This is a genomic window from Acidovorax sp. ACV01 (assembly GCF_014851495.1).
Lineage (GTDB): Bacteria > Pseudomonadota > Gammaproteobacteria > Burkholderiales > Burkholderiaceae_C > Acidovorax > Acidovorax radicis.
Window position 1 is genome coordinate 56,919 of the sequence record NZ_JACUZT010000004.1, and the last position, 16,100, is coordinate 73,018.

The window sequence follows — 16,100 nt, forward strand, 5'->3', positions numbered from 1 at the left end:
GCCCTACGAGCCGCGGTAGGTCGAATAGCTCCAAGGGCTCACCAGCAACGGCACGTGGTAGTGCTGGTCGGCATGCGCAATGCCGAAGTCCAGGCTCACCTGGTTCAGAAAATTGGGCTCGGGCAGTTGCACGCCCAGGGCCTTGAAGTAGCCCGCCACATCAAAACGCAGCCGGTAGGTGCCGGTGCGCAGGCTGGCGTTGTCGAATAGCGGCGCATCGGTGCGGCCGTCGTGGTTCAACACCAGGCGCTTGATCAGCGTAGCGCTGTCACCCTCAGTGGAGTACAGCGTCACCTCCATGCCGGCGGCGGGGCAGCCGTTCATGGTGTCGAGAACGTGGGTGCTCAATCCCATAGGGAATCTCCTGAAACGGGTTTACAGCCGATCGGCGAGGATTGCCAGACCACAGCGTGTAGACCAAAAGTGTATACACTTTTCGCCATTCCAACGTATCATGCCACCATGGAATCTTCATCCACCAGTGCCATTGTCGACGCGTTGACGCGTGCCATCGTAGAGCACCGCCTGCAGCCGGGCACCAAGCTGGCCGAGCAGAAACTGGCCGACCACTTCGGCGTGTCGCGCACGCTGGTGCGCCAGGCGCTGTTCCAGCTCGCGCAGAACCGCCTCGTCACGCTGGAGCCCGCGCGCGGCGCTTTTGTCTCCACGCCTTCCGTCGAAGAAGCCCGCCAGGTGTTTGCCGTGCGCCGCATGCTCGAAACCGAGATGACGCGTGCCTTTGTGCAAACCGTGACCCCCGCCAAGATCAAGGCCCTGCGCGCCCATGTGGCCAGCGAGAAGGCCGCCATGGGCACGGCCGACGCGAGCAGCCGCACCGAGCTGCTGGGCGACTTCCATGTGCGCATGGCCGAACTCATGGGCAACGAGGTGCTGGCGCAGATGCTGGGCGACCTGATCTCGCGCTGCGCGCTCATCACGCTGATGTACCAGTCGGCCAGCGCCGCCGAGCATTCCCACGAGGAGCATGGCGACATCGTGGCCGCCCTGGCCGCGCGCGACGAGGCCCTGGCCGTCTCACTCATGCAGGCCCACCTGGAGCATGTGGAAGCCAGCCTGACCTTCGACCGTAAGCGCCCGGCCAGCGACCTGGCCGCCGCGCTCAGCGCGTGACATCCCCGTCCGTGACATGACCCCTTGAATCCCCGATGCCCATGATCTACGACTCCACCCAGCCCTACCCCCGCGACCTTATCGGCTACGGCAAGACCCCGCCCCACGCGCAGTGGCCGGGCGGCGCGCGCATTGCCGTGCAGTTCGTACTCAACTACGAAGAAGGCGGCGAGAACGCCGTGCTGCATGGCGATGCGGGCAGCGAGCAGTTCCTGTCCGAAATGTTCAACCCCGCGAGCTACCCCGAGCGGCACATGAGCATGGAAGGCATCTACGAGTACGGCTCGCGGGCCGGCGTGTGGCGCATCCTGCGCGAGTTCGAAAAGCGCAAGCTGCCGCTCACCGTGTTTGGCGTGTCGAGCGCGCTGCAGCGCCACCCCGAGCTCACCCAGGCCTTCGTGCAGCTGGACCACGAGATCGCCTGCCACGGCCTCAAGTGGATCCACTACCAGCACGTGCCCGAAGAGGTCGAGCGCGCCCACATGGCCGAGGCGATGGAGATCATCCAGCGCATGACCGGCCCCCGAGGAAGCTCGGAAGGCCATGTGCATGGCCTGGGCTGGTACACCGGCCGCGACAGCCCCAACACCCGCCGCCTGGTGGCCGACTTTGGCGGCTTCGAATACGACAGCGACTACTACGGCGACGACTTGCCGTTCTGGATGGACGTGAAAAAGAGCAATGGAGCCACCGTGCCCCAACTCATCGTTCCCTACACGCTCGATTGCAACGACATGCGCTTCGCGCTGCCGCAGGGCTATTCGCACGCCGACCCGTTCTATCAGTACATGAAAGACACCTTCGACGCGCTGTACGCCGAAGGCGACCCGGCGGGCGACAACGCGCCCAAGATGATGAGCATCGGCATGCACTGTCGCCTGCTGGGCCGCCCTGGCCGCATCACAGCGCTGCAGCGTTTCCTGGACCATATCCAGCAGCACAGCGACGTGTGGGTGTGCCGCCGCATCGACATCGCGCGCCACTGGAAACAGGCGCACCCCTACCCTTCACAGAAAGCAGGCTGAGCATGGCCCTGACCCTGGAACAACTCAACGCCGCCAGCCCTGCCGAGGCCCTGCAGCTGCTGGACGGCCTGTACGAGCACTCGCCCTGGATCGCCGAGCAGGCGCTGGCCCGGCGCCCCTTTCGCTCGCAGGCCCACCTGCAGCATGCGCTGGCCCAGGTGGTGCGCTCGGCGGGCCAGGACGCGCAGCTCGGGCTGATCCGCGCCCACCCCGAACTGGCGGGCAAGGCCATGGTGGCGAAGAATCTCACGGCCGAATCCACCAACGAGCAGAGCAAGGCGGGCCTCACGCAGTGCACGCCCGAGGAGTTCGCACGCATCCAGGCGCTCAACACCGCATACAACGAGCGCTTCGGCTTCCCGTTCATCCTGGCGGTGCGCGGGCCGCGCGGCACGGGCCTGCCCAAGCAGGAGATCATCGACACCTTTGCGCGGCGCCTGGACAACCACCCCGAGTTTGAGCTAGCCGAGGCCCTGCGCAACATCCACCGCATCGCCGAGATCCGCCTGAACGACAAGTTCGGCGCCGAGCCCGTGCTGGGCAACGACGTGTGGGACTGGCAGGAAAAGCTCGCCGAACACTCCGACCCCGGCTTTGCCGAAAAAGGCCAGCTCACCGTCACCTACCTCACCGACGCGCACCGCGCCTGCGCCCAGCGCATCAGCCACTGGATGCGCGACTGCGGCTTTGACGAGGTGGAGATCGACGCCGTGGGCAACGTAGTGGGCCGCTACCACCCCGCCACGGAAGGCGCGCGTTACCTCATGACCGGCAGCCACTACGACACTGTGCGCAACGGCGGCAAGTACGACGGCCGACTGGGCATTTTTGTGCCCATGGCCTGCGTGCGCGAGTTGCACCGCGCCGGCAAGCGTCTGCCCTTCGGCATCGAGGTGGTGGGCTTTGCCGAAGAAGAAGGCCAGCGCTACAAGGCTACCTTCCTCGGCTCGGGCGCGCTCATTGGCGACTTCAACCCCGCCTGGCTCGACCAGAAGGACGTGGACGGCGTGACCATGCGCGCGGCCATGCAGCACGCGGGCCTTTGCATCGACGACATCCCCAAGCTTCAGCGCGACCCCGCGCAGTACCTGGGCTTCATCGAGGTGCACATCGAGCAGGGCCCGGTGCTCAACGAGCTGGACCTGCCCCTGGGCGTGGTCACCTCCATCAACGGCAGCGTGCGGTTTCTGTGCGAGATGATTGGCACGGCCAGCCACGCGGGCACCACCCCCATGGACCGCCGCCGCGACGCAGCCGTGGCCGTGGCGGAACTGGCGCTGTACGTGGAGCAGCGTGCGGCGCAGGACGGCGATTCGGTGGGCACCATCGGCCAGCTGCAGGTGCCCGCAGGCTCCATCAACGTAGTGCCCGGCCGCTGCCAATTCAGCCTCGACCTGCGCGCGCCCACCGACGCCCAGCGCGACGCGCTGGTGAGCGACGTGAAGGAGCAGCTCGCCAAGATCGCCGCCCGCCGCGGCCTGCGCTACACGCTGGAAGAATCCATGCGCGCCGCCGCCGCGCCCAGCGCGCCCGCCTGGCAACACCACTGGGAGCGTGCTGTGGATACGCTGGGCGTGCCCGTGTTCCGCATGCCCAGCGGCGCGGGACACGACGCGATGAAGCTGCACGAAATCATGCCCCAGGCCATGCTCTTCGTGCGCGGCCTGAACTCGGGCATCAGCCACAACCCGCTCGAATCCACCACCAACAACGACATGCAGCTGGCCGTGGACGCCTTCACCCAAGTGCTGCGCCAACTTGCAGAGGAACAACAACCATGACCACCCCCCACCACTACGCCGCGCTGGACGCCTGGATCGACCAGCACTTTGACGAGGAAGTGCGCTTTTTGCAGGCACTGGTGCGCGTGCCCACTGACACGCCACCCGGCAACAACGCGCCCCACGCCGAGCGCACCGCCGAGCTGCTGAAGGACTTTGGCTACGAGGCCGAGAAACATGCCGTGCCCACCGCCGACGTGTTGGCCTACGGCATGGAGTCCATTACCAACCTCATCGTGCGCAGGCCGTACGGGGACGGCGGCAAGACCATTGCCCTGAACGCCCACGGCGATGTGGTGCCGCCCGGCGAAGGCTGGACGCACGACCCCTATGGTGCAGAGATTGTGGACGGCGCCATGTACGGCCGCGCCACCGCCGTGAGCAAGAGTGACTTTGCAAGCTTCACCTTTGCGGTGCGGGCGCTGGAGGCCGTCGCCAAGCCCGCGCAGGGCGCTGTGGAACTGCATTTCACCTACGACGAGGAGTTTGGCGGCGAACTGGGCCCCGGCTGGCTGCTGCAAAAGGGGCTAACCAAGCCCGACCTGATGATCGCTGCCGGCTTCAGCTACGAAGTGGTCACCGCCCACAACGGCTGCCTGCAGATGGAGGTGACCGTGCACGGCAAGATGGCCCACGCCGCCGTGCCCCACACCGGCGTGGACGCACTGCAGGGCGCGGTGCACATCCTGAACGCGCTGTATGCGCAGAACGACGAGTACAAGAAGGTCACCTCCAACGTGGCGGGCATCAAGCACCCGTACCTGAACGTCGGCCGCATCGAGGGCGGCACCAACACCAACGTCGTGCCCGGCAAGGTCATGTTCAAGCTCGACCGCCGCATGATCCCCGAAGAGAACCCGGTGGAGGTGGAAGCCGCCATTCGTCGCATCATCGAGCAGGCGGCGGGCGAGCGCGACGGCATCCGCGTGGAGATCAAGCGCCTGCTGCTGGCCAACGCTATGACGCCGCTGGCCGGCAACCAGCCCCTGGTGGACGCCATCCAGAAGCATGCGCAGGCCGTGATCGGTGAGCCCGTGCCCACCGTGGGCACGCCGCTGTACACCGACGTGCGCCTGTATGTGGAGCGCGGCATCCCCGGCGTGATCTACGGCGCGGGCCCGCGCACCGTGCTCGAATCGCACGCCAAACGTGCCGACGAGCGTCTGCAACTCGAAGACCTGCGCCGCGCCACCAAAGTGATCGCGCGCTCGCTGAGCGACCTGCTCGCCTGATGCGGTCTCGCGCTCAGGCGCTGCGCCGTGCCCGCTGCGCCTGGGCCAGCCGCGAAAGCCGCTGCACCAGGGCCGGGTACTGCGATTCGGACGTATTGCCGTAGCCCAGCACCAGGCCGTTGTCTTCGGGCTGTGCGCGCAGGGCAAAGCGTGACAGCGGCGCGGGGGCCATGTCGTAGGCGCGGGCCGCGTCGGCAATCGCCTGGTCGGGGTATTCGGGCGGCAGGCGCACCGTGAGGTGCATGCCGCTGTCGCCCCCCAACACCCCATGTGGCACAGCCAGGTGCTGTGCCAATGCGTCGCGCAACAGCGCCTGTCGGCTGCGGTACAGGCGCCGCATGCGGCCCAGGTGCCGGCTGAACTGCCCGCTCTCGATGAACTCCGCCAGCGCCAGCTGCTCGTGGCGGTGTCCGCCGCGCAGCGTCTCCCTGAGCAGTGGTGCGGCCACGGCCGCCAGGGCCTGTGGCAGCACCACAAACCCGAGCCGCAACGATGGGAACAGCGTCTTGCTGAACGTGCCCACGTACATCACCGGCGCTTCAGGCACCAGGCCCTGCATGGCACCGATCAACTCGCCCGCATGGCGAAATTCACTGTCGTAGTCATCCTCGATGATCCAGGCGCCACAGGCCTGCGCCTGGCGGATCAGCGCCAGCCTGCGGGCCACGGGCAGCACCCCGCCCGTGGGGTACTGGTGCGACGGCGTGGTGTAGATGAGCCGGGGCGGCGCTGCCGTCTAGGCATCGGCAGGCACCACCAGGCCAGCACCATCGACCCGCAAAGGCGCCACCCGCAGGTCCCCACACTGGAACGCCGTCTGCGCCCCCCGGTAGCCCGGGTCCTCCACCCAGGCCGTGTCACCCGGGTTGGCCACCAGCCGCACACACAGGTTCAGCGCCTCCTGCGCACCTTCGGTGATGACCACCTGCCCCTCCTCGCAGCGCACCCCGCGCGCCACCGCAAGGTGCCGCATGATGGCGCCCCGCAAGGCGGCTTCGCCCGCCGGATTGCCATAGCCCAGGGCCGACACGCCGGACGCCTTGAAGGCGCGGTCAAAACAGCTCTTCCAGGCACTCAGGGGGAACCGCGCCAGCGCCGGCACGCCCGGCCTGAAAGCCAGGGTCTCGGCCGCATCGGCAAAGCGGCTGACCACCCGCGTGCCGCGCTCGGACAGGCGCGGCGGCACAGCGCGTGCGGGGTCCGTATGGCCTCGGGCACGGCTGCGGTCCAGCGCGGACACCTTGGTGCCCCGGCGGCTCAGCTCGATGTAGCCCTCGGCCCCCAGCTGCTCATAGACCGCTGTCACGCTGTTGCGCGAAACGCCCAGGTCCGTCGCCAGATCCCGCGACCCCGGCAGGCGGCAGCCCGAGGGGAAGCGCCCATCCAGGATGGCATTGCGGATGCGGGCCAGGAGCTGGCGCTGCAGCGAGTCGCCCTGCCGGTCGCGTACCAGCGGGGCTTCCAGCAGGACATGGCGGACGGGGTCGATGGCAGGGAGGCGTTGGATCATGGTGGCCTGTGAAAAGCCACCAGATAGCAACCCCGGTGGCACCATCAGATTGTGCACGAGTGGATCTTTTGAATGGTCCACAAGAATCCTAAAGTCACACGCTCGATCTCTCTCTTGCCCCTTCGACCGCGCAATTCCATGTCCACCTTCATGAATGATTTCGCCCAGCCCATCGGCGCTCCCGTGCCCGGCTGTACACCCCGCCCCCAACCCGCCGGCGTCACCCTGGTGGGCCGCCACTGCCGGCTGGAGCCGCTGCGGGTTGACCGCCACGCGGCCGACCTGGACACGGCCTACCGGCTCGCGCCAGACCCGCGCGCCTGGACCTACATGTTCATCGGCCCATTCGACACGCCCGAGGACTACCACCGCTATGCACAGAGCGCCGCACAGAGCACCGACCCGCGCCACTTCGCCGTGGTGGACCGGGCCACAGGCAAGGCCGTGGGCACGCTGGCGCTGATGCGCATCGACCCCACCCACGGCGTGATCGAGGTGGGCAACGTGATGTTCTCACCCCTGCTCCAGCAAACCCCCGCCTCCACCGAGGCGCAGTTCCTACTCATGGCCTATGTGTTCGACACACTGGGCTACCGCCGCTACGAGTGGAAGTGCGACAGCCTCAACGCCCCTTCGCGGCGCACGGCCGCGCGCCTGGGTTTCCAGTTCGAGGGCGTCTTCCGCCAGGCCGTGGTCTACAAGGGCCGCAACCGCGACACCGCCTGGTTTTCCATCATCGACACCGAATGGCCCGGTTTGCGGCAGGCGTTCGAGGCCTGGCTGTCGGACGACAACCAGGATGCACAGGGGCGCCAGCGGCGCTCGCTGACCCAGGTGCGCGAATCACTGGGCCCAGGGGCTTCGCAACCACCGCGCTGAAGGCATCGAGAAGTGCGGCCCCGTGCAGCATTCTTCTGCACAGAAAGCGGGAATGACGGGCATGCACAGGCTGCATACTCAATCGGCATAACCCGCCGCCCGCACCCAACGCGGGCCCACCCTACACTTACCCCGGGGCGCCCCTCGCGGGGTCCACCCGCCCTCCCCTTCCTACAGAGCAAAAACCATCTCAGGAGCATCACCCATGAACATCCGACACACGCTGCTGGCCTCCAGCCTGGCGCTGGCGCTGGCCAGCCTCACGGCCTGCGGCAGCACACCTACCACGGCAGCGGCGCCCGCGCCGGCCGTACAGCAAACCGCATCGGCCCAGGCCGCCAGCGCCGCGTATGACTTCGACATGGATGTGTTCCACCCCGTGGTGGCGCGCAACGGCATGGTCGCCACCGAGCAGGAACTGGCCTCGCAGATCGGCCTCGACATCCTCAAGGCCGGTGGCAACGCGGTGGATGCAGCCGTGGGCATTGGCTTTGCGCTGGCCGTGGCCCTGCCCAATGCAGGCAACCTGGGTGGTGGCGGGTTCATGGTGGTACACGATGCCAAGACCGGCAAGAGCGTGGCCCTGGACTTCCGCGAAGTGGCGCCCGTCAAGGCCACGCGTGACATGTACCTCGACGCCAAGGGCAACGTGGTGGACGGCAAGTCGCTGTACACCCACTACGCCGTGGGCGTGCCCGGCACCGTGGCCGGCATGGAGCATGCGCTCAAGACCTGGGGCACCCTGCCGCTGTCGCGCGTGATCGCACCCGCCATCGAACTGGCAGACAAGGGTTTCCCGGTCAGCGAGACGCTGGCCAAGATCCTGCAGCAGGAAAAGAAGAACATGGGCAAATGGCCCGCCACCCAGGCCATCTTCTGGAAGAACGGCGAACCCTTGAAGGTGGGCGACCCGCTGGTGCAGAAAGACCTGGCCCAGTCCATGCGCCTGATCGGCCAGCAAGGCGCCAAGGCTTTCTACGAAGGCGAGATCGCCCAGAAGATCGCCGCCGAGATGGCACCGCACGTGGGCGCCATCAGCCTGCAGGACCTGCGCGAATACAATGTGGCCGAGCGCGTGCCTACACGTGGCACCTACCGTGGCTATGAGATCGTGACCATGCCGCCACCCTCCTCCGGCGGCCCGCACCTGGTGCAGATCCTGAACATGCTGGAGCCCCTGCCCCTGGCCCAGTGGGGCCCCAACAGCGCGCAGACCATCCACTACATGGCCGAGAGCATGAAGCTCGCGTACGCCGACCGCGCCGAGTACCTGGGCGACCCGGACTTCGTGAAGATCCCCCTGAAGGGCCTGACCTCCAAGCGCTACGCCGAGTCCCTGGCCAAGGGCATCGACGCCAACACCGCACGCAGCGGCAAGAGCATCAAGCCCGGCCAGCCACAGCCGTATGAGAGCGACCAGACCACGCACTACTCGGTGGTGGACAAGGCCGGCAACGCCGTGGCCGTGACGTACACGCTGAACACCAACTTCGGCAGCGGCATCGTCGCCAAGGGCACGGGCATCCTGCTCAACAACGAGATGGACGACTTCTCGGCCAAACCCGGCGTGGCCAACGCCTACGGTCTGGTTGGCGGCGACGCCAACGCCGTAGCCGCCAAGAAGCGTCCCCTGTCGTCCATGACACCCACCCTGGTGCTGAAGGACGGCAAGCCCACCCTGGTCACGGGCAGCCCCGGCGGCGCGCGCATCATCACCACGGTGCTGCAAACGGTGGTCAACACCATCGACTTCGGCATGAACCCCGCCGAAGCCGCTGCCGCACCCCGCGTGCACCACCAGTGGACGCCCGACGAGTTGCGCGTGGAAAAGGGCCTCTCGCCCGACACCCTGGCCCTGCTCAAGCAACGCGGCCACAACATCGCCGTGAAGCCCTCAATGGGCCGCACGCAGACCATCCAGATCCGGGGTGGCGCGCTGTATGGGTACTCAGACCCGCGCAACCCGGATGGGAAGACGCTGGGGTATTGATTGCTACTTATTTGATAGCTTTTAGCGCTTGATAGATAAGCGTTAGAAGCCCATCAAACCCAAAATCCCGCTCGCCGAAAGGCCAGCGGGATTTTTCACGCCCGTCTGCGTCAGGCTGGCGCTGCCTGCCCGATCTCGAAATTAGCCATCTTCTCCAGCGCCCGCACCATCGCTGAGTGGTCCCAGCCCTGCCCGCCATGCGCCACGCAAGCATTGAACAGCTCCTGTGCCATCGCCGTGTTCGGCAGCGGCACGCCCAGCGCCCGCGCGCTCGACAGCGCAAGATTCAGATCCTTCTGGTGCAGTCCGATGCGAAAGCCGGGCTCGAACGTGCGCTGGATCATGCGTTCGGCATGCACCTCCAGGATCTTGGACGAGGCGAAACCGCCCAGCAGCGCCTGGCGCACGCGGGCCGGGTCGGCGCCCGCGCGGGCGGCGAAGAGCAGCGCCTCGGCCACGGCCTCGATGTTCAGGGCGACGATGATCTGGTTGGCCACCTTGGCGGTCTGGCCGTCGCCGTTGCCGCCCACCAGGGTGATGTTCTTGCCCAGGCGTTCGAACAAGGGCCTGATGCGCTCGAACACCGCCTCGGGGCCACCGACCATGATGGACAGCGTGGCGTTCTTCGCGCCCAGTTCGCCGCCCGAAACGGGGGCGTCCAGGTACTGCGCGCCCAGGGCCTCGATGCGCGCCGCAAAGTCCTTGGTGGCCACGGGCGAAATGGAACTCATGTCCACCACCACCTTGCCCACGTTGCCTTTGAGGCCCTGGGCCACACCGTCGGCGCCGAACAGCACCTTCTCCACATCGGGCGTGTCGGGCAGCATCAGGAAGACGATGTCGGCCCGCTCGGCCACACCGCGCGCGGTGGTGCACTGCGTGGCGCTGCTCTCGGCAATCTGTGGCGCCACACGGCCCCGGGTGTGCACATACAGCTGGTGGCCCGCAGCGATGAGGTGGCCGCACATGGGCGCGCCCATGATGCCCAGGCCGATGAAACCGAGTTTGAGGGGGGTGTCGGTCATGTTCTTGTTCTCCTTGTGTGGTGGTGATTCGTCGATCCGTGGGTTGTGGCTCATGCGGTCAGCGCCGTGCGCCACCCCAGGCCAATTTCCGTGGTGCGTGCAGGCCGGTACTCGCAACCCACCCAGCCGTCGTATCCGATGCGGTCCAGGTGCGCGAACAGGTAGCGGTAGTTGATCTCGCCCGTGCCCGGCTCGTTGCGACCGGGGTTGTCGGCCAGCTGCACGTGGCCGATGCGTTCCAGGTGCTTTTGCAGCGTGGCCGCGATTTCGCCTTCGGTGCGCTGCGCGTGGTAGATGTCGTACTGCACATAGGCGTTGCTGGCATCCACTTCGTCCAGGATGGCCAGCGCCTGGTCCGTGCGGGTCAGGTAGAAGCCCGGGATATCGAAGGGGTTGATGGGCTCGATCAGCAGGCGCAGGCCGGCCGCCCTCAGCTCCGTGGCCGCGAAGCGCAGGTTCTCGACCAGGGTACGGCGCAGTACTGCAGCACCCACCCCTGCGGGTGTCTTGCCCGCCAGGCAGTTGAGCTGCGGCACGCCCAGCGCCTGGGCGTAGATGATGGCCCGGGCCACACCGGCGCGAAACTCCACAATGCGTGCCGGGTCGCAAGCAATGCCGCGCTCGCCAGCGGCCCAGTCGCCTGCGGGCAGGTTGTGCAGCACGATCTGCAGCTGGTGTTTGTCGATGCGCGCGCGGATGTCCTCCGCTGCAAACTCGTAGGGAAAGAGGAATTCCACGGCCTCGAAGCCGGTGCGCGCGGCGCGCTCGAAGCGGTCGAGAAAGGGAACCTCGGTGAACAGCATGCTGAGGTTGGCGGCAAAACGGGGCATGAAAAGTCTCCGGTAACACGAGGGGAAAATGCGGCTCGCCTCAGTCCAGCAGGGCCAGGGCAGTGGGTGCGTCGGTGGGCTGCGTCGCCAGTTCCTCGAACTCGACGATGCTGTCGATCTCGGTGCCCATGGCGATGTTGGTCACACGCTCCAGGATCACCTCGATGACCACGGGCGTTGCGTGCTCGGCCATCCAGGCCTCGGCCTGGGCGAGGGCGGGCGCAAACTCCTCGGGCCGGTGCACGCGGATGGCCTTGCAGCCCAGGCCTTCGACGACCTTCACGTGGTCCACGCCGTAGCCACGCGCCACCTCGCCCTCGGCCATGTTCACGTTGTCGAACGCGAGCTGCACGCAGTAGTCGATGCTGAACGTGCGCTGCGCCTGGCGGATCAGGCCCAGGTAGCTGTTGTTGACCAGCACGTGGATGTAGGGCAGCTTGAACTGCGCGCCCACGGCCAGCTCTTCGATCATGAACTGGAAGTCGTAGTCGCCCGACAGCGCCACGATTTTGCGGGCCGGGTCGGCCACGCGCACGCCCAGGGCGGCGGGCACCGTCCAGCCCAGCGGGCCGGCCTGGCCGCAGTTGATCCAGTGGCGCGGCTGGTACACGTGCAAGAACTGCGCGCCTGCGATCTGCGACAGGCCGATGGTGGAGACATAGCAAACGTCCTTGCCCAGCGCGCGGTTCATGCACTGGTACACACGCTGCGGCTTCATGGGCACGCTGTCGAAGTGGGTCTTGCGCAGGTAGTCCACGCTGTGCTTGCGGCCCTGGCACTCGGCCGCCCAGGCGCTGCGGTCGCGCAGCTGGCCCACGGCTTTCCATTCACGCGCCACCTCCACAAAGAGCTTGAGCGCAGCGCCCGCATCGGAGACGATGCCAAAGTCGGGCGCAAACACGCGGCCGATCTGCGTGGGTTCGATGTCCACGTGCACGAACTTGCGGCCCTTGGTGTAGACATCGACCGAGCCCGTGTGCCGGTTGGCCCAGCGGTTGCCGATGCCCAGCACGAAGTCGCTGGCGAGCAGCGTGGCATTGCCATAGCGCTGGCTGGTCTGCAGGCCACACATGCCGACCATGAGCGGATGGTCGTCGGGGATGCTGCCCCAGCCCATGAGTGTGGGGATCACCGGCACGCCCAGCACCTCGGCCAACTGCACCAGCAGGTCCGACGCATCGGCATTGATGATGCCGCCACCCGCGACGATCAGCGGGCGCTCGGCGGCATTCAACATGCTCAGTGCCTTCTCGATCTGGGCGCGCGTAGCGGCGGGCTTGTAGGGCACCAGGGGTTCGTAGGTGTCGGGGTCGAACTCGATCTCGGCCAGTTGCACGTCGATGGGCAGATCGATCAGCACCGGCCCGGGCCGGCCCGAGCGCATGAGGTGGAACGCCTGCTGGAACACCTGCGGCACCTGCGCGGGCTCCAGCACGGTGGTGGCCCACTTGGTCACGCTCTTGGCGATGCTGGCAATGTCCACGGCCTGGAAGTCCTCCTTGTGCAGGCGGGCGCGCGGCGCCTGGCCGGTGATGCACAGGATGGGGATGGAGTCCGCACTGGCCGAGTACAGGCCGGTGATCATGTCGGTGCCTGCGGGGCCGCTGGTGCCGATGCACACGCCGATGTTCCCAGCCACGGCACGCGTGTAGCCCTCGGCCATGTGGCTGGCCCCCTCCACATGGCGCGCCAGGATGTGGCCGATGCCGCCATGTGCCTTGAGCGCCGCATACAGCGGGTTGATGGCAGCGCCGGGCACGCCGAACGCGACGCTCACGCCCTCTTTCTCCATCACCTTCACGGCGGCCTCGATGGCCTTCATTCTTGGCATTGCACATCTCCTTCGGTTGGGGGTCAGTTGATGTGGCAACTCTAGGCAAGCACCCGCTGTGGTGGAAGGTAGCGACAGACCATAAAATTTATTCCACACAGGAATAAGCTGCAGCACACAAGCGCTGCACCATGCGCTGCAAGGAGGCAAAAACGATGGACCGACTCGACGCCATGGAAATGTTCGTGCGCGTGGTGGAGACCGGCAGCTTCACCAAGGTGGCCCGCGAGTTCGCCACCACGCAGCCCACGGTGACCAAGCAGGTCGCCGCTATGGAGTCACACCTGAAGGTGCGGCTGCTCAACCGCAACACGCGCGGCGTGAGCCTGACCGAGCCCGGCGCGCTGTACTACGAGAAGTGCAAGGCCATCGTGACCGACGTGGCCGACGCCGAGAGCGTGGTGCGCGTGCGCCAGACGCAGGTGCAGGGCCAGCTGCGGGTGGGCAGCTCGGTGGCGTTCGGGCGGCGCGTGGTGGTGCCGCTGGCGCTGGAGTTCATGGCGCAGAACCCGCTGGTGCAGCTGGACCTGAGCTTCGAGGACCGCTACACCGACCTGGTGGCCCACGGCATCGACGTGGCGATCCGCCTGGGCAAGCTCGCCGACTCGGCCCTGGGTGCACGCACGCTGGGCATGAACCCCTGGGTACTGGTGGCCTCGCCCACGTACCTGCGGCGCCACGGCACACCGCGCCGGCCGTCGGACCTGAAGGACCACGCCACGCTGATCTACAGCAGCGTGCAGGGCAACGACCTGTGGCGGCTGCGCAATGCGAGCGGCGAGGCCGTGTCGGTGCCCGTCACGGGGCGGCTGCGGTCCAACAACCTCTCGGCATTGCTGGCAGCGGCGCGCGCGCACATGGGCATTGCGGCGCTGCCGCACTACGTGGCGGTGGAATCGCTGGCGGCAGGGCGCGTGGTGGAGGTGCTCAAGACCTGCCGCCTGCCCGAGCAGGAGATCCATGCGGTATACCCGTCACCGCGGCTGGTGCCGCAGAAGGTGCAGGCGTTCGTCGCGTTTTTGCAGGGGCGGTTTGGCAAGGACTGGGTGGCTGCGTTGCCGCGTGAGGGGGCAGCTAGGAAGTGAGGGAGGGGTTAGAGATGGCGAGGGTTCACCCTGATGGGAGACTCCCTCTCCCCGGCCCTCTCCCGCGAGGGGAGAGGGGGTGAAGGCCGAGACGCCGATGGTGGTTCTGTGGTCTTGACCGAATAAAGCCGTCTTGCGGCAGCCTTCGAACATGGCGGCAGGCGCAGCCGTTGCAAACCTCCCGGCCGTCGTGGCGCCCATCAATCTCCCTCTCCCCTTGCGGGAGAGGGCTGGGGAGAGGGGTAATGCTCAGGCACAGCGCCAGCCAAAACTCTGGACCTTATCGCCCTGCAGCCCAGGCGCAGCCAGCGCCAGCCGCTACAAAATCAGGATCGCCCGGAAGTCGTTGACGTTGGTGTGCGTGGGCCCGGTGACGACTAGGTCGCCCAGCGCATCGAAGTAGCCATAGGCATCGTTGCGGTCCAGGTGGTCCGCGATGGACAATCCCTGCGCCGCAGCGCGCGCCAGGGTGTCGGGTGCCAACCGGGCACCGGCGTTGTCTTCCACGCCGTCGATGCCGTCGGTATCGGCCGCCAGCGCCCACACGCCCAACTGGCCTTGCAGCGCCTGCGCGAGCCCCATGCAGAACTCGCCCGCCCGGCCGCCCCGGCCCTTGGCAGCGCCGGGTGCGCGCGGGCGGATGGTGACGGTGGTCTCTCCACCCGAGAGGATCACGCAGGGCCGCGAAAACGGCTGGCCGTGCCGCGCCACAGCGCGGGCCAGCGCAGCGTGCACCTTGCCCACCTCGCGCGATTCGCCTTCGATCTCGTCGGAGAGGATGTAGGCTGGCACACCCGCCGCCCGCGCGGCCTCTGCCGCTGCCTCCAGCGACTGCTGGGGCGTGGCCGTCATGTGCACGGCGTGGCCTGCGAAGACGGCGTCGCCGGGCTTGGGGGTTTCGAAGTCACCCGCCTCCAGCGCGGCGCGCACGCTGGCGGGGATGTCGATGTGATAACGCGCCAGGATGGCCAGCGCGTCGGCGCAGGTGGTGGCGTCGGGCACGGTGGGGCCGCTGGCAATGACCGAGGGGTCGTCGCCCGGCACGTCGCTGATGGTAAGCGTGACCACGCGCGCAGGGGCACAGGCCGCCGCCAGCCTCCCGCCCTTGATGCGCGAGAGATGCTTGCGCACGCAGTTCATTTCGTCGATGGCTGCGCCGCTCTCCAGCAGCGCCTTGTTGATGCGCTGCTTGTCTTCGAGCGTGAGGCCATCTGCCGGCAGCGTGAGCAGGGCGGAGCCGCCGCCCGAGATCAGGCACAGCACCAGGTCGTTTTCGGTAAGGCCCTGCGTCAGCGCCAGGATGCGCTGCGCGGCGGCCAAGCCGGCCGCATCGGGCACGGGGTGCGCGGCTTCGACCACCTCGATGCGCTGCGGGTAGCCCTCGGGCCGGGGCGGCAGTCCCAGGAACGCCGCCTCACGCGGCGGCGTGTGGTGGTAGCGCGTGACGACCAGGCCCGACAGCGGCGCATCAACCGGCCACAGCGCCTCCACCGCCTGCGCCATGGCGCCCCCGGCCTTGCCCGCACCCAGCACCAGGGTGCGGCCTCCGCTCTCACGGCTGGGCGGCGCGGGCAGAAAGGCGGCGGTGTTGTGCAGCGGCAGCGCACGGCGCACGGCCACCCGGTACAGGTATTCGAGGAACTCGGCGGGCTGGAAGACGGGATCGGGCACGTTGTCGTTGTTGGTCATGGTGGTCTCCGCGGGCGATTGTGGAGCAGTAACTCCAAGGTAACCGCGCGTGAAAGTCAAAAGTGCTTCAACCACCACCGCGCCGGCGGGCC

General features: G+C 67.3%; 11 protein-coding genes and 2 pseudogenes. 7 read left to right on the forward strand and 6 right to left on the reverse strand.

Going from position 1 to position 16,100, the window contains the following annotated elements:
• Positions 1 to 3 precede the first annotated feature (3 nt).
• The gene (gene uraH, locus IB243_RS12855) at positions 4 to 354 is read right to left on the reverse strand and encodes a hydroxyisourate hydrolase (RefSeq protein ID WP_192427507.1); all 351 of its coding nucleotides are present in this window, start codon (positions 352 to 354) and stop codon (positions 4 to 6) included.
• A gap of 108 nt (positions 355 to 462) precedes the next feature.
• On the opposite strand from uraH, the gene IB243_RS12860 reads away from it, so the two are divergent.
• Genes IB243_RS12860 through IB243_RS12875 form a run of 4 tightly spaced genes read left to right on the forward strand, consistent with a single transcriptional unit; the run spans position 463 to position 5,169 of the window.
• The gene (locus tag IB243_RS12860) at positions 463 to 1,131 is read left to right on the forward strand and encodes a GntR family transcriptional regulator (protein WP_057228665.1); all 669 of its coding nucleotides are present in this window, start codon (positions 463 to 465) and stop codon (positions 1,129 to 1,131) included.
• Positions 1,132 to 1,172: 41 nt separating this feature from the next.
• Positions 1,173 to 2,156 carry an allantoinase PuuE gene (puuE, locus tag IB243_RS12865; protein ID WP_192427509.1) on the forward strand — a complete coding sequence of 328 codons (984 nt, stop codon included), beginning with the start codon at positions 1,173 to 1,175 and terminating at the stop codon, positions 2,154 to 2,156.
• A gap of 2 nt (positions 2,157 to 2,158) precedes the next feature.
• On the forward strand, positions 2,159 to 3,937 hold the full coding sequence (gene uraD / locus IB243_RS12870) for a 2-oxo-4-hydroxy-4-carboxy-5-ureidoimidazoline decarboxylase (protein WP_192427511.1): 1,779 nt from the start codon (positions 2,159 to 2,161) through the stop codon (positions 3,935 to 3,937).
• Positions 3,934 to 5,169 carry an ArgE/DapE family deacylase gene (locus IB243_RS12875; RefSeq protein WP_192427513.1) on the forward strand — a complete coding sequence of 412 codons (1,236 nt, stop codon included), beginning with the start codon at positions 3,934 to 3,936 and terminating at the stop codon, positions 5,167 to 5,169. The genes uraD and IB243_RS12875 overlap by 4 nt, the downstream gene beginning before the upstream one ends.
• 13 nt (positions 5,170 to 5,182) lie before the next feature.
• Here the strand turns inward: IB243_RS12875 and IB243_RS12880 are convergent.
• A pseudogene (locus IB243_RS12880) lies at positions 5,183 to 6,679 on the reverse strand (PLP-dependent aminotransferase family protein).
• Positions 6,680 to 6,817: 138 nt separating this feature from the next.
• Here IB243_RS12880 and IB243_RS12885 point away from each other — a divergent pair.
• Positions 6,818 to 7,525, forward strand: a pseudogene (locus IB243_RS12885) (GNAT family N-acetyltransferase); the annotation flags it as partial.
• A gap of 238 nt (positions 7,526 to 7,763) precedes the next feature.
• Entirely contained in the window at positions 7,764 to 9,548 is a 1,785-nt protein-coding gene (ggt, locus tag IB243_RS12890; RefSeq protein ID WP_192427517.1) for a gamma-glutamyltransferase, read from the forward strand.
• A 110-nt stretch (positions 9,549 to 9,658) separates the two neighbouring features.
• Here ggt and glxR read toward each other — a convergent pair whose 3' ends face one another.
• From glxR to gcl, 3 genes are read right to left on the reverse strand one after another with little or no spacing between them, the layout of a single operon-like run.
• A complete protein-coding gene (gene glxR, locus IB243_RS12895; protein WP_192427519.1) occupies positions 9,659 to 10,573 on the reverse strand; it encodes a 2-hydroxy-3-oxopropionate reductase in 915 nt (304 codons plus the stop codon).
• Positions 10,574 to 10,623: 50 nt separating this feature from the next.
• Complete coding sequence (hyi, locus tag IB243_RS12900) at positions 10,624 to 11,403, reverse strand: hydroxypyruvate isomerase (RefSeq protein ID WP_192427520.1); 780 nt, start codon at positions 11,401 to 11,403, stop codon at positions 10,624 to 10,626.
• A gap of 40 nt (positions 11,404 to 11,443) precedes the next feature.
• The gene (gcl, locus tag IB243_RS12905) at positions 11,444 to 13,234 is read right to left on the reverse strand and encodes a glyoxylate carboligase (RefSeq protein WP_192427521.1); all 1,791 of its coding nucleotides are present in this window, start codon (positions 13,232 to 13,234) and stop codon (positions 11,444 to 11,446) included.
• Positions 13,235 to 13,389: 155 nt separating this feature from the next.
• On the opposite strand from gcl, the gene IB243_RS12910 reads away from it, so the two are divergent.
• A complete protein-coding gene (locus IB243_RS12910; protein ID WP_192427522.1) occupies positions 13,390 to 14,319 on the forward strand; it encodes a LysR family transcriptional regulator in 930 nt (309 codons plus the stop codon).
• A gap of 318 nt (positions 14,320 to 14,637) precedes the next feature.
• On the opposite strand, the gene IB243_RS12915 is transcribed toward IB243_RS12910, so the two are convergent.
• On the reverse strand, positions 14,638 to 16,008 hold the full coding sequence (locus IB243_RS12915; RefSeq protein WP_192427524.1) for a glycerate kinase: 1,371 nt from the start codon (positions 16,006 to 16,008) through the stop codon (positions 14,638 to 14,640).
• Positions 16,009 to 16,100: the final 92 nt, after the last annotated feature.

What these genes read in the sequence shown, in the direction of transcription:
- IB243_RS12875 (WP_192427513.1), top strand. Translation starts at nt 3,934, where the DNA reads ATGACCACCCCCCACCACTACGCCGCGCTGGACGCCTGGATCGACCAG.
- uraD (WP_192427511.1), top strand. Translation starts at nt 2,159, where the DNA reads ATGGCCCTGACCCTGGAACAACTCAACGCCGCCAGCCCTGCCGAGGCC.
- puuE (WP_192427509.1), top strand. Translation starts at nt 1,173, where the DNA reads ATGATCTACGACTCCACCCAGCCCTACCCCCGCGACCTTATCGGCTAC.
- hyi (WP_192427520.1), bottom strand. Translation starts at nt 11,403, where the DNA reads ATGCCCCGTTTTGCCGCCAACCTCAGCATGCTGTTCACCGAGGTTCCC.
- gcl (WP_192427521.1), bottom strand. Translation starts at nt 13,234, where the DNA reads ATGCCAAGAATGAAGGCCATCGAGGCCGCCGTGAAGGTGATGGAGAAA.
- uraH (WP_192427507.1), bottom strand. Translation starts at nt 354, where the DNA reads ATGGGATTGAGCACCCACGTTCTCGACACCATGAACGGCTGCCCCGCC.
- ggt (WP_192427517.1), top strand. Translation starts at nt 7,764, where the DNA reads ATGAACATCCGACACACGCTGCTGGCCTCCAGCCTGGCGCTGGCGCTG.
- glxR (WP_192427519.1), bottom strand. Translation starts at nt 10,573, where the DNA reads ATGACCGACACCCCCCTCAAACTCGGTTTCATCGGCCTGGGCATCATG.
- IB243_RS12910 (WP_192427522.1), top strand. Translation starts at nt 13,390, where the DNA reads ATGGACCGACTCGACGCCATGGAAATGTTCGTGCGCGTGGTGGAGACC.
- IB243_RS12860 (WP_057228665.1), top strand. Translation starts at nt 463, where the DNA reads ATGGAATCTTCATCCACCAGTGCCATTGTCGACGCGTTGACGCGTGCC.
- IB243_RS12915 (WP_192427524.1), bottom strand. Translation starts at nt 16,008, where the DNA reads ATGACCAACAACGACAACGTGCCCGATCCCGTCTTCCAGCCCGCCGAG.